Origin of the sequence: Enterococcus sp. C53 (assembly GCF_040887425.1) — a bacterium.
Lineage (GTDB): Bacteria > Bacillota > Bacilli > Lactobacillales > Enterococcaceae > Enterococcus_B > Enterococcus_B hirae.
The window spans coordinates 1-16,020 of sequence record NZ_JBFOFT010000017.1; the positions used below are offsets into that span (position 1 = coordinate 1).

Consider the following 16,020-nt stretch of genomic DNA (forward strand, 5'->3'; position numbering starts at 1 on the left):
CAGTAACAGAAGAAAAAGAAGAGGTCTTAACCGAAGCTGTGCCGTTTACAACGACAACTGTTGAAAATCCAGAATTAGAAGAAGGGGTCACACGGGTCAAAACGGCAGGGCAAGATGGGATTCGTACAATTGTCTATAAGGTGACTTATGACGGAGAAGGAAACGAGATCAGTCGAGTAGAAATAAGTAATGAGGTAACGACAGCTCCAGTCGAAGAAGTCATTGAACGAGGCACTAAGCCAAACAGTACTACGACAGAAAAAGAAGAAGTCGTGACAGAAGAAATTCCTTATCAAACTGAAACTATTGATGATCCAAGTTTAGATTTAGGGGAAATGAAAGTACAAGTAGAAGGAGAAAAGGGTAGTCAAACGATTACGTATCGAATTACTTATGATGCTTCTGGAACCCAAATCGACAAAAAAGAAATCAGTCGAGTAGTCACTAAAGAACCAGTAAAAAGAGTAATTTTACGTGGGACGAAAGTGAAAGCAGTAGACCGAAGTGCCTTAGAACAATTGATTCAAGAAGCAAAAACCTATCAAGAAAACCAATATACTGCTGATACTTGGAAGGTATTTACGGAACAACTAGCTAACTCAGAAACAGTAGTTGAAAATGAAGCTGCAACGCAAGAAGAGATAGATCAATCTGTTGTTAAACTAAATGAAAGTATCCAACAGTTAAAAACAAAAGTAGTGAATAAGGAGAACTTACAACAGCTGATCAATCAAGCAAAAGGATATAAACAAGAGTCGTATACTACTGATAGTTGGTCCTCACTTAGTGCAAGTCTGCAAAAGGCAGAAGGAGTAATGAAAAATGCGCAAGCAACGCAAGAAGAAGTCAATCAAGCGGTTACGGAATTACAACAAAGCATTCAACAGCTAAAAGTAAAGGTAGTAAATAAAGAGGAACTACAAAAGCTTATAGATCAAGTAAAAGGCTATGAAGCAGCTTCTTATACTACAGATAGTTGGGCACCATTTAGTACAAGTCTGCAAAAGGCAGAAGGGGTAATGAAAAATTCACAAGCAACACAAGAAGAAGTAGATAAAGCAGCCTCTAAGTTACAACAAGCCATTGATCAATTGAAGAAAAAAGAAGAAGTTCCTGTAGTTAAATTGGCTTCTATTGATAAAAATGTTGATCAAAAAACAGCCACTATTCATTATAAGGTGACAGATATAGATGATACGTTACAATCAATTCAAGTAAAAGTATATCAAAATCAGTCTTTAAAAGTAGAACAAGCTGTTGATTTAAAAACACATTTAGTAGTACTAAATAACCTTGCTTATAATACTCCATATACTTTAGAGACAATTTACACGTATAGAATTAATCAACAAGCAATTACCAATAATCAACAAGAAAAAGAAACGATCGAATTAGTGCCTAAGAAACTAGAAATCACTAATTTCAATACATTAAAGCTCTTCAAAGTTAATGATAATGGCTCTTTGAAGAATATTATTGGATTAAAAGAAGTACCACAAGATTTATCCAATTATATCGTTCAAATCGATTCAACAAACAATAAAGATATTCTATTACCGGTTCATGAGATTCAAGAAGTCACTGAAAATGGGGAAGCAAAATATAAAGTAACTCTTTCCTATCCGGAATTGGTTACCTATGACTCAACCACGAATGATTTTACTGAAAACTATGCGTTTTATATCAATAAAATCACACAGAAACAAGGCGTGTATACAACATTTAGCGATTTAGTGAAAGCAATTAATAGTACCCCAGATGGTACATTTATAATTGGGGCAGATCTTTCTGCTTCTGAAGTAGTAGCAAACGGAGATAGTTATATCACAGAAGCCTTTGCTGGAACACTAGAAAGTGAAGCTGGAAAAGTTTATACGATTTATAATCTGAATAAACCATTATTCAATGCTATTAATAATGGTACAGTTAAAAATATTCATTTAGTTGATGTATCTATAACCGGAAATCAAACTGGAGTTGGATCATTAGCAAAAACTGCAGACCATGCGACAATCCAAAATGTTCATGCAGAAGGAACTATTCGTGTTCCAATAAATGCTGGTGGTTTAATATATACAATGAACAATTCTTCGAAGTTACTAGATAGTTCTTTCTCAGGATCATTGATTCTGACAAGTAGCGAAAATTATTTCATTGGTGGTTTAGTAGGAATACTAAATGGTCAATCCGTGATTGAACGAAGCTATGCAAATGTTGATATGATTGTCTCTGCATATCGAAATGACAATAAGTTAGGTGGACTAGTTGGACAAAGCTATAGTGATACCTGGATTAAAAATTCCTATGTATCAGGTAGTATTGTCAATAATGGCTCTGCAGGATTTATTGGGGGAATTATCGGTAGTTCTTGGTATAATGGTAAAATGGAAAACGTTATTAGCTCTGTATCTGTTTCAAATGGGAATATGATTCATGGGGATACAGGATATACGTATGCTCCATTTACGAACATCTATTATGTTCAAGGAGCAGCCGAAGGAAAAAGTTATGCTAAATCTACTGATATATCTGAGGAACATGCGAAAGAGCTGATTGCTCAATGGGGAATAAAGATAGTTGAATTAACTCAAGCTGCGACTATGACTGATTATAGCCATTTATCTGGTTATCAAAAAGAGCGAGAAACTGCTTATCGAAATGTGGAAAAACTTATTCCTTTATATGATCGATATACGGTATTACGTTACGGGAATTTAGTAGATACAAGTAGTAAACTCTATACTACGTCAGTGTTATCTGTGACACCAGCGAAAGATCACCAAGTGATTACAGATGTGTTTGAACAATTATCCGATATCAATCAACTACTGATCCACTATTCAGATGGTACGGTAGAGTGGTTAGCCTTATCTAATGAATCTAGCTTTAAGAATACGAAATTAGTGGAGTTTCAATTAGGAGATAGTCTCATCTATACACCAATGCAATTCCAAAATAATTTCGACTCTCTATTGAATCAATTAAAAACAACTTTTGATGGAATAGAATTTCTATCTATAGATATGCTTCAAAAATTTGGGTTCATGTGGACAGAGGATGAAGTACAAAAAGCACAAGATCAAGCAGTTGCTAATTATAAGAAAAATAATCCAGATACTGAATTAACTTCAGAAAAAGAACAAGAATTGCGTACACAAGCAGAAAAAGATCTTCAAGAGTCGAAATATAATAAATTAAGAGATATGTATTTATGGGAATCCTTTGATGCAATCAAAAAGAACCTGAATCAAGAATTACGTTCGATCTTGGTGAATAGTACAGTTGTTGATATGAATTCAGAGGGTATTTCTAAATACTTGCTTACTAAATTAAAAGATCAAGCTCAAAACTTACTTTTAGGATTAACATATGTCAATCGGCTCTATAATATTAATTATGGTGATGTGAATACGAAAGAGTTGGCGATGTATCGGACCGATTTTTATGGTTCTATGGTTGATAACTTAGATTGGTTGATTTCTTTCGGAAATATGAGTTATGAAAGCCTGCAAGTTAAAAATAACTACAGTACTTTTGGGACACAATTCTCAACGGTAACTGGAAAAACGAATTTGATCGATTACTTGGATTATAATCGTAAGTTATTTGTACCTGAAATGGATGAAAATGACTGGTTTAAAGGAGCTACAAAAGCCTTTGTATATGAGGCACCCTCAAAAGAAGTACCGGATGCAGAAGTAAAGATCTATCCTCGGTTAAAAGGGAAAAATCGTACAGAATATCGTAACTTTATCTTACCATTATTGAATTTAACTTCGAATAATGTATTTATAGTAACGAATATGTCGACAATTACTTTTGGTTTATATGAACGCTATATCGATGAAGCGTTGAAGAAAACACCAGAAGAGTATGCGGAAAAGGTAAAAGAATTTGAAAAAACATTGGCTCATTATGGTGATTTATGGGCAGGTTACTATGATACTTGGTATCGGATTGTGGACGAGAAAGTAAAAAGCCAGCTCTATACACGAGATATTCCAGTTTGGGATGGTTATTGGATCATTGATCAGACAAAAGGATGGCCATATTATCGTCGTTGGGTTGGAAGATATGATACCAGTGTTCCTGCAATGGTGGAGTTTTTTGGGGCTATTGGAAAGTGGTATGATCCTAACGGAAGTGGTGCGTATGCGAATGGTAATTTAGTACATTTTGTTGTAGATGGATCTGTAGGTGATTATGGCACTTCTACATTGACACACGAAATGACGCATAACTTTGATGGAGGAATTTACTTCAATGGGTACGGTCGCCGTGATGGAGAATATGCAGAAAACTTTGCGATGGGCTTATTACAATCACCATATACAAAAGATTCTTCTGTTTATGGATTAAATATGGTCTATGAATGGCCTGAAGACAGTTTACGTTCTCAAAACTATAGTCCGTCCATTTTTGAAAGTGCTCAAGATTTGTATGAGTATATGCATGGTGTATTTGATGTTACGTATTTGTTGGATTATGTAGAAGCCGATGTCACTTTGCAAAAATCGAAAGACGAGCTTAAATATCTATATCGTAAGCTTACTTTTGAAAATGGCACAGATAAAGTTGTGGAATTTACCGCAGAAGAATGGGAAAAAATGAATCTAAAAACTGTCGATGATTTAATTGATTATAGCGTAGTATCTAGACGTTATTATGGCGGAGCTTCTGTTGGAAATAACGCATATTATGAAATTTCAATGTATGCGCCAATCTACTCTGCATTACAAAATAGTAATGGTGCTTCTGGAGGAATCGTCTTTAGAAAAACAGCTTATGAATTGTTAGCTGCAAAAGGTTGGACAGATGGGTTTGTACCATATGTATCTAACCAATATAAACAAGATGCTCAAAGACAAGGAGAAACATTCTCTGATGTATTTATCATTAAGAAGATATTTAATGGTCAATATAATAATTATGAGGAATTCAAGAAAGCTATGTTTAAGGAACGGAGCGATAAGAAAAATAAAATTAAATCGATTACCGTGCAATGGAATAACTTGACGCGTGTAATTAATAGCTATACTGATTTACAAGCGTTATTTATGGAAGCTTTGGAGTATGACTTGGTATTAATTAAAAAGAATCAAAATCCAAGATATATGGATGATTTGAAAGCTAAGATCATGCAGAGCTATCATTTATTAACGAATGATTTTAAAGAATCTATTTTCAAATAAAAGAATGTACCATTTCCTTTTTAGGGAATGGTACATTTAACTATTTTTTATAGGGGAAATACGTATGAAGCAGATTACTAAAAGACTAGAAACATCTTTAACTACTTTGTTGACTAGAAAATCTTTTGAATCTATTACAATTAGTGAGTTAGCTTATAACGCTAAAGTTTCGAGAAGAACGTTTTATCTTTATTTTAAGGATAAACATGAATTTATTTTATTTATCGTTGATAGACACCTGCAAAAATGAAAGAAGCATCTATTAAAGATCGTCAAACTCTATTGAAATCTACTCAATTTTCCAAAAACTTAGAAACTATTTTATACTCTAATGAAGCTTTCTTTTATGTTGCTACTTACGTAGGTGAACATCGATTGATTTTATCTGGCTTAACGTCTAAGAACAGTACACATGCGTTTTATGATCAATTGTATCGGATAATGATTGAAGAATTTCATGAACGAATAAAAATATTTAATGGAAGTTATATCTATAGTATTCCGATTAAATATATTGATCAGTATTATAAAAGATTGTTTTAACCTTGATTTCTTCTTGCTCTAATCTTGTTCTTGAATCAAGGTTTCTAACTTTTTTAATATGCGTTCTCTGCTCTTAAACAAATAACTTCTTCTTCAAGAGACTCGTCTTTAAGTTTTTTTAGGAATATTTAGCTTGGAATTCATACTAATTTTTCTGCTTCTTTTTTGGCTCTCAAGTGAAGAAGCACCGCCTTCTTCATATTGCTCTATCCATTTACTTAGAGTTCTATTTAAACCGATATTAAATTTTTTTGCGGTTTCTTGGATAGAAAGACCATTTGTTTCCATATATTCTATAACATCAATTTTAAATTTTGTAGTGTAGCTTTTGCCACCTCCAACCATGATAGTTATAAATCCTTATCCAATGTCTAACCAGTGTACGATTTATTTAATATTTATGTGCAAGATATTTGTATCCGTTTTCGTTATTTAAATAATCTGAAACTACTTTTTTCTTAAAATCAAATGTATATATCTGCAAAAAAACCCCCCTTTTAATTAGATTTCTAGTCTAATTAAAAGGGGGGCACATCATTTAAGGGGCTAGCGAATTGCGAGCCATTCTAGGGGTTTTTACTTTTCTATTTTAGATTAATAAAAATAATTTTAAAGAAGTTTATTTTATCTATTTAAATCAATCAAGATTTCTTTAAAATTATTATCTATATTTGTATAAGATATATAGTATATATTTGGAAAAATCGTATTATTATTTTTCAATCTCTCATCACAAATTATAATGTTATTCTTAAATTGTAAAGGAATATCCTCCAATGAATAATATATATTATCTAGTAAAATTCTATTAGAAGATAGTAGGTACTCTTGGATTTTTTTTCTATAGATTAAATATATATTTATATTTTTAGAGACTACTATAATCATTTGTTTCTTCTGATTGATTATGGATATAAGTTCTATGCTAATTCTATTTAGTTCTTCTTTAGAAAATTTAAATTCTTTGTCACTAAAACTCTTTATCCAGTTATTAGTAATATTTAGAAATTTATTTAGAAATATTTCATGAGTATTTTTCTGATAGATAGGGCTGGATAGAAGGAATTCCTGCTCTGAGAAAAATAGTGGAGTTATAAATCTTAAAATAGAGCTTTGTATTATTGTATCATTGATATTGTTAACTTTAAGATTTATATCTAAAGCAATTAATAAATCAGGTATTTGAGGATTGGTTTCAATCATTTTATTCATCAATAAAAGATGGTCTTTTTCAAATAAAACATAATTGTTTACATTAAATGAGATCATTCTAAATACAATGGATAAAAAAGCGATTTCATGATCATCTAACTCAATACCTATAGTTGATATAATACGTTTTATTTCCAAAAACATTAAACTGGATTTAAGAAACTTTAAGTATTTATCGCTAATAAAAATAGGATTATTTTCATGTCGTTCTATAGCTAAATAGATACCTCCCAGAAATAAGCGCTTTTCTAATTTATTCATTTTTATATTAAATGGTATTTCAATATTATCATATATAGATATATTAAAAGGTACTTCAATCCTTAATAAAATTTCAAGAAAAGAATAGCGGTAGTATAGTTCACTTTTAATAGCTTTTCTATTTTCAAAATAAGCATTAACTCTTTTTTTTAGATGATAAGCCTTTGTTAATGAAATATATTCTAAGTCAGCTATATCATAGTAACTGTATTCAATGTTTTTTAATTTTAAAGTACAGAGCTTCAAAAAAATTGAATCCCTATAGATTAGTTCTGCCACATCAAAATATTCTGTATCTTTTTTAAAATATATTCTATATATTGGACCTTTGTGATAGATTTGATTGATATACTTGCTACACGTATTGCAAATAAAACTAAAATCTCTTTTAAATGTATCTATAGTGAAAGGTATTTCAAGTATATTCAGATTTATTTCAGTAAAATAGAAAAAATATTTTAAAGTTTCTGTCTTTCTGATTATGTCTTTTTCAATATACTCTTTTATCATAAATATTCTCCTCCAATGTCGTATATGTTCATATTTTTAGTTAAATTATATTAATATATTACAATAAAAAGATTTATTTTTTATTATTTTACCTTTTGAAATTAAATTTTTAAAAAAAGTGTGCATATTGAATTTTTATTGATCATATGATATTTTTTCTGTGACTTATATTAAGTAAATAATCTTCAATAGGAAAAGTGAAGTGATTAATATCGTGTAGCGAATGTAAGATTAGTCAATGAGTATTTTAAGTTTTATTGATTATATGATAAAGAAATAATATAGAAATATTGAAATTGTGAGGAGAGAATTATGAAGAATTATTCTGTTTTTTTGAAAGAAAATGAATATTTTCGATATTTTGAAGAAAAGTATAATAATAAATTATTTTCTCAAAAATATCCTTTAATCTCTAAGAGAATGAAGATTCTATGTGAATCAATTAAAGAAAAAATTTACAATGTTGAACCAAGTAATTTTTTTCGTATACATGCAGAAGTATTAGGACTAGATGCACAATTACAAATTCTGTTATCATTTGTAGATACTGTTCAGCACGATGAAGATTTTTCTGAAGCAATGATTTTGAAATACTCAAAGGAAGACTATACTGTTTTTATGAAGGAATTTTGTGAAATGGATGTAAATGATATTGTCAATCATTCACTATATTTTTCGGTAATTTAGTTTTATCCTTTTGTATACTTAATTTAGCTTATCTAAATATCAATGTATTTTTTGGTAATTAAACATTAAGGTAATTTGAATTTAGTACTGCATGGAATCTGACTTTAATAAAAAAGACTTGCATTTGTACCCCCCAAAAAAAAATTAGATTTTTTTGAGGAGGTATTTTTTATGGATAAATATCCTTTTGAGCTTAGATTAAAGATGATTTGTGATTATTTGGATGGTAAAGGCGGAAGTGATTATATGCCAAAGAAGTATTCCGTTAAGGCTTTGTCACAAGTTAAGCACTTGATCAATATCTATCAAGAATTTGGTGAAGAGAGCCTAGTAAGAAAGTGTCAAAATAAAAAATATTCTGTTCAATTTAAGCTGAATAAGATTAGAGTTATATCAAACAAGTGAGCTATCCTATCGTGAAGTTGCCAACACACTTAACATGAACAATCTTAATTTATTTATGGAAGTTTGTCTACTTTTGTCTACTTCTGCTCAAAGAAACGGTAATACATGATTATTAACGAAGAAAAACGATGGATTGGAGGAGCTACTACTGCAGATATTAACCTTGTATTTGTGAAAGATACATCAGATAATAAATTAAATGTTTTATTATTCCAGGAAATACTGAAGGAAAGATTGCTCTCAGAGTAGTTCAAAATGGTCATATCTATTTAAATAATGTAGAAGTAAGTGATGAAGCAAGATTAGAAGCATATTAATGGCTTTAAATATGTTTCTAGAATTCTAAGAGATACACGAGCTGATATTGCGCATGTAGCAATAGGAATGCTAGCAGGTTTATTAGAAGTAGCTTTGGCTTATGTTAAAGAGCGCAATCAATTTGGAAAAAAGTTTGCTGCATTTCAATTAGTTCGAGAAAAATTAGCTATTATACAAGATAATTTATAAGATTGGCAGAATTACAAGAAAAAGATAAATTTTAAAATTATAGAAGAAAGCTCTACTTTAGATAAAATGCATTAAGATTAAAAAAAGTTTCATTGGTAAGAGAAATGGTTGGTGGGAATGGAATATATTTAACAAGGCTTTGTTTTTTTCTTCTCTTTTCTTCTTTTAAATAAGGAAAGATTTTTTTATAAAGGATCTGATAGAATTCGTTTGATTGCTTATCCACAGTAGATTCATAACTATTTGTCACTTTACGCCAGATGAAACTGAACGTTTTGGCATCTACTTTGGTTTTTGTAACTTAAAATCATATTTTGATGGTTAATTTCAAAATCGGACTTTTTTTTTCTTAATGACTGTAATTAGTTTCGTGCACAAAGCGTGCGAAACAAGAAACCTGCGTGTTTCTATGCGTGGAAGAAGTAGCTTTAGCGATAAAAAACTCCTTTCGATATACTAGTGAGTGGCTACCAACCGCTCATCAGATCGAAAAGAGTTTTTTCATGTCATATGAGAAAGTAATGAGTCAGCGTACTGATTTTCTAAATAAGTTATTAAAAACCACGATATTATTTGTATGGAAGACTTAAATACACAAGGTATGTTTCGTAATCATAAATTAGCGAAAAGTATTTCTGATGTTTCTTGGTTAAGTTTTGTGACTAATTTACAATGAAAGACTAATTGGTATGGAGCGGAAATTATCAAAGTTGATAAATATTTTCTGGTTAGTCAAATTTGCTCAAAATACGGACATAAAGACGGCAAGAAATCTCTCGAAATTCGAGAATGGATTTGTCCTATTTGTTATGCTCATCATGACCGAGATATCAATGCAAGTATCAATATTCTGAACGAAGGTCTATGACTAAAACAATTAGCACAGATCCAATAAAGAACTGTAGGAACTATGGGGGTATGGTAAATACAAGACATCGCTATTAGTGACAAAAATAATCTATCAAGTATGCTCTTTTTCCAAGAAGATTCCACTTCAAGCATTAAAAATCGCTAGCTTTAGCTAAGTGGTCAGTAATTCACAAATGATATTTCCTACCCTTACATAAATAAATTCCATTTTTGAAAGAAAATATTTTCGTGGTTAATATCTAACTAATTTTAGATAAGGCATATAACAATTTCTTTTGTAATAAATCTATTGGATTTCCTCATTTCAAAAATTAGTTAAAATATACAATTAATAATAAAAAAAATAAATTAGATAATCTATTCTTTATTTGACTGAGAGTGTAAAATATTTTGTGTAAATAGAAAAAAGGAAGTCCCTTCTGTAGAATAGAGTTACCACAACACATTCACAGAAAAGAGGACTTCCATATGAACGATTTTACTACAGAAATTCTAAAGACTCTAGCGAACAAAGGCGATTTGAATGAATTATTCCGTGTCCATTTGGAGAAAGCAGTCAATACGCTTCTCAAAACGGAGTTAACGGCTTTCCTCGATTACGAAAAGTACGATCGCATTGGTTTTAACACGGGTAATTCTCGTAACGGCTCCTATGACCGTACGGTCAAGACCGAGTATGGGGAACTTCATATCCAGATTCCGCGCGACCGCAACGGCGAGTTCAAGCAACAGACTGTTCCTGCTTATAGACGGACGAATGATACCTTAGAGGAGACCGTCATTCACCTCTTCCGAAAAGGTATTACCATGTCGGAAATCGCAGACTTGATTGAGAAAATGTATGGGCATCACTACACGCCCCAAACCATGTCCAACATGACTAAAGTGCTGACTGAAGAAGTAAATGCATTTAAAGTTAGAACTCTAAATGATAAGTATGTCGCTATTTTCATGGATGCTACTTATATTCCTTTAAAACGGCAAACCGTCTCCAAAGAAGCAATCTATATTGCCATTGGTATACGAGAAGACGGCACTAAAGAAGTACTAAGTTATGCAATTGCCCCGACTGAATCGACCTACGTTTGGAATGAGTTGTTACAGGACATTTACTCCAGAGGGGTTCATGATGTCTTACTGTTTATTACTGATGGCTTAAAAGGCATGAAAGATACGATTCACCAGATTTATCCTAAAGCTAAATACCAACATTGCTGTGTTCACGTTTCCCGTAATATTGCTCATAAAGTACGTGTCAAAGATCGAAAAGAAATCTGTGATGATTTTAAGGCTGTTTATCAAGCTAGCTCAAAGGAATAGGCAAATACCTTTTTAGGGAGTATGATTGAGAAGTGGCAGAAAACTTATCCTAAAGTGACGCAGTCACTGATAAAAAATCAAGATTTATTGACTTTTTATGAGTTTCCGCCTGGTATCCGCCGAAGCATTTACTCAACTAATTTAATCGAATCTTTCAATAAACAAATCAAGAAATACAGCCGCAGAAAAGAGCAGTTTCAAAATGAAGAATCACTAGAGCGTTTCCTAGTATCCATCTTTGATACATACAATCAAAAATTCTTAAATAGAAGCCATAAAGGCTTCCAACAAGTGAGGGATACATTAGCTTCAATGTTTACTGAGTAACCCATTATTTTGCAGAAGGACGAGTTATTTACACAAAATTATTGACGCTCCCATTTGACTTTTAGTGGAGTACTTTTAAATCGTAAAAATATAATATGTATTATTTTACCTACATGTTAAAAATCCAGTCTTACTTTCCTGCTAAGTAAAAAAAGTTTTACTACTTTTTTCGTATTTGATATATAAATTTCTTTTTTTAATAATTTATTATTTAATCGTTAAGACAACTATACTGTTCTTTTTGTTTTTTTACAAACACAACAATAGTTTTAGTCTGTTGTAGTATGATTAGTATTGGGTTTACAGCATTAGGAACAAATATAGACGCTGCTACGTATTACGGAAATGGTGTGTATTGTAATAAGCAAAAATGTTGGGTAAATTGGGGACAAGCTTGGTCAGAAGGGGTTAAACGTTGGGGAGATAATTTGTTTGGTAGTTTTAGTGGAGGAAGGATTTAAATGATTGATATTGATGAAACAAAAAAAATAATTCATGAATTATATAATAGTTTAAAGAAGCGTGATGAGACCAAAGCTATATTAGATATTACAGATGTTTTGTTGCAAGTCTATAAAAAAATAGATAGCGAAAAATATCCAGAAATATTAATAAACAAATTGGTGAATTATATCTATATTGTTGGCTTTGACAATAAAATTCATTTTTTAGGAAATGATGAAAAGTTATTAATAGAATTGGGAGATATATCTAAAAAGGCTGGAATTAACAGTAAATATAAAGCTAATTTTACAGATAAATCTCAATTCTATAGTTATTCTGAAAAAGTACCTATTAGATAATTATATTTCTCCATTCAATTGAATAGTTGAAAAATTCAATTGAATGGAGAAATATAATATGATTTAAAGAAGCTAATATATGATGAAATTGCGGTTGATCCATATAAAGGTGAACAAAAAACTGGAGATTTATCAGGTATTTGGTCTAATGGTTTTAGATATGCAGTACAATTTATAGAGTGGCTTATGAAATCAGGGAAAATAAGGTGATTCCAGTATTGTTACGTGGAACACATGAAAATTTTTATGAACCGTTGAAGAAAATTATTTAGGTCGTTCTTCTTTAGAACGACTCAGACTGTAGCCAAAAGAGTATATATATCTTTTGGCTATTTTCTTATCTATGCTGTAAAAATAAAGAAAATATCACTTGAGCAACAAAAAATCCTACAATAAAAAAATTACTACTAAAATAGATTTTCCTAGTTTTAACCAAATGTTATTTTTTTCATATTATTTCCCCGTAAATTATAAAAATTTTTTGAAAAAATGTGAAGTTACTTTATTGTTGAGAGATTTTTGTTAGAATGAAGGAGGATAATGATAAGTGAATAACAATTGTGATAATCAGGTGTCTCCTGACTTAAAAGAAAGCGTTTGGCAAGTAGAAGATCATACGCTGTGTGAAGAATGTTCAGAAGAACTATTTTTCAAAATGAAGGATAACTATCATGAATTTTCTTTAAGTATATCTGTTGTTTTAAATTGTTTGTTTATTGCAGAAAAAGAAGGATATGTTCCTAGGTTACCAGATTATTGGTGGGTTCAAATTCGACAAAAGATTCCTGCAGAAACTATATTGAATAAAGGAAAGGAAGAAAATTTGTAGATGAAGAAAACGAGTAAATTATTGTCTGCTTTATTGTTATTAGGTCAAGTTGTTGGTTATACTCCATCTGTTTTAGCAGATGAAAAACCATCAAATGTAGCGACAGAACAATCAACGACAGTGAATACTGACAATTCTACAACTGATAGTACAGATACGACTAAGGAAGAAACCACAACTGATTCTTCCATTGAACGATCTGAGCAAAAACCAAGTGAATCAACCGATCAAACGACAGACTCTACGACAGATAGTTCACAAACAACAGAATCTAAACCAGAAACAACTACTCCTGGTACGACAGACTCTAGTCAACCAGAAAATAATACGCAAGAACCTACTAAGCCTTCAGAAACGAAGCCTGTGGAACAGCAAACCACAAAACCAAGTGAATCAGTGAATCAAGAAGTGACACAGCCAACAAAACCTGCGGAAGTCACTCCTTCACAATCAGTTTCGAAACAGCCTTCAACCACTGGACAAAATGCACAACCAAAAGCAGAAACAAAGGCACAAGCTCAACCAACTGTGCAAGAAGAGTCAAAAGCTTATCGTCAAGCACCAACTGCGCCCATTCAAGAATTAGTCCCTTCTAGCAAAAAGGATAACGAAGGAAACATTCATTTTGAAAAAGACGAATCAGGCGAAACATTTATTCGAAAAATTGGCGAATCTGCTCGTAAAATCGGACAAGAAAATGATTTGTATGCTTCCGTCATGATTGCTCAAGCGATTTTAGAATCGGCTAGTGGTCAAAGTCAGTTAGCACAAGCACCAAATTACAACTTGTTTGGAATCAAAGGCACACATAACGGAAAAGGCGTCTCTTTTGCGACACAAGAAGATTTGGGTAATGGGACACTTTATACTACTCAGGCAACTTTTAGACAGTATGAGAACTATGAGGATAGCTTAAATGACTATGCTCAACTATTAAAAGAGGGTTTAACAGGAAATAGCCATTTCTACGATGGAGTTTGGAAGACCAATGCAAAAACATATCAAGAAGCAACGAAGTTTCTAACAGGTCGTTATGCGACAGACACTAGCTACGATAAAAAATTAAATGGGTTAATCGAAACCTATGACTTAACCAAGTATGATAAAGAAGTAGCGGGCCCACAACTAAACAAAAAAGGGTATGTCGTTCCATTAAAGAATTACACGATTTCTAGTCCGTTTGGTACTCGTGGGGGAGAATTTCATCGAGGATTAGATTTAGCAGCGCCACAAGGTGAGCCAATCTATGCCAGCAAGGCAGGAACGGTCGTTAAAGCAGAGTTTCACCCATCATGGGGCAATGTTGTAGCTATCGAGCACGAAGACGGTACAACGGCTTTATATGCGCACCAACAAGAATATCAAGTCAAAGTGGGTGACAAAGTAAAACAAGGGCAGATTATTGGTTATGTTGGTTCAACAGGAAACAGTACAGGCAGTCACTTACATTTTGAATTGTGCCTAAATCATAGTTTAAACCAATCACAATTGGTTGATCCAGAAACAGTCTTATTCTGATGAATAAGGCTGTTTTTTAAGCTCTATATCATTTAATTGATATTTAAGAAAATAAATAAATTGTAGTGAGAGAGCAGTTATACCTATAGCCACACATTCAAGTAACCATGATTTTCTTTCTTCCAATTGTGTTAGAAGGCTTGTATCATCAAAAGATAACATATCAGTAAATTGTAGAAGTAATGTGAAAAAAAGCAATACATGAGTAAAAAAGTCTTTTGAAATATCTAGTATCTTATAGACTGAAATAATATTTATTTTACTTAAATGTACTAAAGTGAGTCCGATAGCGTGAGTAATTATAGATAAAACAAAACTAATAATAATTATTGTGCTAATTGTTAGTGATTCAGATTTTATAGGAAGTATAAGAGTAATGAAATGGCACGTCAAGAGGCTGAAGAATCAGAAGAAACGACCAATTCAGATGATTTAAATTCTTATTCATCTGGAAATGAAGAGGCTCATTTATCAGCTAATAATGAAAAAGAGACTGGTTTTAATCAAGATTCTGACGATCCAAAATCTCCTAAAACTGAAGAAAAGCCAAAACGAACGATTTCTGCGAAGTCTGACCGATTAAATCAAGAATTGTCTCAACATAAGAAAAATAATCCATAAAAACAAGCAACTAAAAATAAAGTATTTGGCTATGGAAAAGAAGATCCTAGACGTTATCATTCTTCGTCCTTGATGAGTAAACGTCGAGATGCTTATGATCTCGGAAAAGATTATGGGCAGTATCGCCAACAAAAACGAAGAATAAAAAGTGAACTTAAAGAATCTAAAAAAGACGCAAAGAAAGAAGAATAAGTGATTATATTGGTATTTGATGAAGAACTCTATTTCTCAATAGGGTTCTTCAATTTTTACTGATAAATGAAAGGAAGGAACAAACATGTTTACTCGACCTAACCGAATTACGGATACGATGCGTGTCGGAGGTGTTTATACTTTAATGGATACCGCTGTATTTTATGGATGTTGCGGTTACCAATGAAACCAAGTCAAAAGAATATTACAACGCTTATTGACC

Annotated in this window: 11 protein-coding genes and 6 pseudogenes; 15 read left to right on the forward strand and 2 right to left on the reverse strand. The window is 31.8% G+C overall.

What is annotated here, in order from left to right:
* The 3 genes from AB3I42_RS13710 to AB3I42_RS13720 all read left to right on the forward strand — a co-directional run.
* On the forward strand, window positions 1-5,192 hold a 5,192-nt coding region (locus AB3I42_RS13710), incomplete at its 5' end, for a ZmpA/ZmpB/ZmpC family metallo-endopeptidase (protein ID WP_368022566.1).
* Between the two features lie 64 nt (window positions 5,193-5,256).
* A complete protein-coding gene (locus tag AB3I42_RS13715; RefSeq protein ID WP_081129220.1) occupies window positions 5,257-5,442 on the forward strand; it encodes a TetR/AcrR family transcriptional regulator in 186 nt (61 codons plus the stop codon).
* Window positions 5,439-5,735 (forward strand): hypothetical protein, encoded by a 297-nt coding sequence (locus AB3I42_RS13720; RefSeq protein WP_081125806.1) that lies wholly within the window; start codon window positions 5,439-5,441, stop codon window positions 5,733-5,735. The genes AB3I42_RS13715 and AB3I42_RS13720 overlap by 4 nt, the downstream gene beginning before the upstream one ends.
* Here the strand turns inward: AB3I42_RS13720 and AB3I42_RS13725 are convergent.
* A pseudogene (locus AB3I42_RS13725) lies at window positions 5,725-6,219 on the reverse strand (helix-turn-helix domain-containing protein); the annotation flags it as partial. The gene AB3I42_RS13720 and the pseudogene AB3I42_RS13725 overlap by 11 nt on opposite strands.
* Before the next feature lie 140 nt (window positions 6,220-6,359).
* Window positions 6,360-7,718 carry a hypothetical protein gene (locus tag AB3I42_RS13730; protein ID WP_181934729.1) on the reverse strand — a complete coding sequence of 453 codons (1,359 nt, stop codon included), beginning with the start codon at window positions 7,716-7,718 and terminating at the stop codon, window positions 6,360-6,362.
* A 312-nt stretch (window positions 7,719-8,030) separates the two neighbouring features.
* Between AB3I42_RS13730 and AB3I42_RS13735 the strand changes: the two genes are divergently transcribed.
* The 12 genes and pseudogenes from AB3I42_RS13735 to AB3I42_RS13790 all read left to right on the forward strand — a co-directional run bounded on the left by AB3I42_RS13735 (window position 8,031) and on the right by AB3I42_RS13790 (window position 15,605).
* Window positions 8,031-8,405 (forward strand): hypothetical protein, encoded by a 375-nt coding sequence (locus AB3I42_RS13735; RefSeq protein WP_081129217.1) that lies wholly within the window; start codon window positions 8,031-8,033, stop codon window positions 8,403-8,405.
* A gap of 171 nt (window positions 8,406-8,576) precedes the next feature.
* Window positions 8,577-8,862, forward strand: a pseudogene (locus AB3I42_RS13740) (IS3 family transposase); the annotation flags it as partial.
* A gap of 260 nt (window positions 8,863-9,122) precedes the next feature.
* A complete protein-coding gene (locus AB3I42_RS13745; protein WP_081129216.1) occupies window positions 9,123-9,317 on the forward strand; it encodes an acyl-CoA dehydrogenase family protein in 195 nt (64 codons plus the stop codon).
* Between the two features lie 509 nt (window positions 9,318-9,826).
* A pseudogene (locus AB3I42_RS13750) lies at window positions 9,827-10,185 on the forward strand (RNA-guided endonuclease TnpB family protein); the annotation flags it as partial.
* Between the two features lie 206 nt (window positions 10,186-10,391).
* A pseudogene (locus AB3I42_RS13755) lies at window positions 10,392-10,499 on the forward strand (RNA-guided endonuclease TnpB family protein); the annotation flags it as partial.
* A gap of 156 nt (window positions 10,500-10,655) precedes the next feature.
* Window positions 10,656-11,834: pseudogene (locus AB3I42_RS13760) on the forward strand (IS256-like element ISEfm2 family transposase).
* A 284-nt stretch (window positions 11,835-12,118) separates the two neighbouring features.
* Window positions 12,119-12,295: a leucocin A/sakacin P family class II bacteriocin gene (locus tag AB3I42_RS13765; RefSeq protein ID WP_081125813.1), complete on the forward strand. Its 177-nt coding sequence runs from the start codon at window positions 12,119-12,121 to the stop codon at window positions 12,293-12,295.
* The gene (locus tag AB3I42_RS13770; protein WP_181934730.1) at window positions 12,296-12,637 is read left to right on the forward strand and encodes a bacteriocin immunity protein; all 342 of its coding nucleotides are present in this window, start codon (window positions 12,296-12,298) and stop codon (window positions 12,635-12,637) included.
* A 75-nt stretch (window positions 12,638-12,712) separates the two neighbouring features.
* Window positions 12,713-12,909, forward strand: a pseudogene (locus tag AB3I42_RS13775) (type II toxin-antitoxin system RelE/ParE family toxin).
* 275 nt (window positions 12,910-13,184) lie between these two features.
* Window positions 13,185-13,466, forward strand: a complete 282-nt coding sequence (locus AB3I42_RS13780) for a hypothetical protein (RefSeq protein ID WP_053765647.1) — start codon at window positions 13,185-13,187, stop codon at window positions 13,464-13,466.
* Complete coding sequence (locus AB3I42_RS13785) at window positions 13,467-14,984, forward strand: peptidoglycan DD-metalloendopeptidase family protein (RefSeq protein WP_128479537.1); 1,518 nt, start codon at window positions 13,467-13,469, stop codon at window positions 14,982-14,984. It abuts the gene before it with no gap.
* Window positions 14,985-15,365: 381 nt separating this feature from the next.
* Window positions 15,366-15,605, forward strand: coding sequence for a hypothetical protein (locus tag AB3I42_RS13790; protein WP_081125810.1), 240 nt, complete (start codon window positions 15,366-15,368; stop codon window positions 15,603-15,605).
* The last annotated feature ends 415 nt before the right edge of the window (window positions 15,606-16,020 follow it).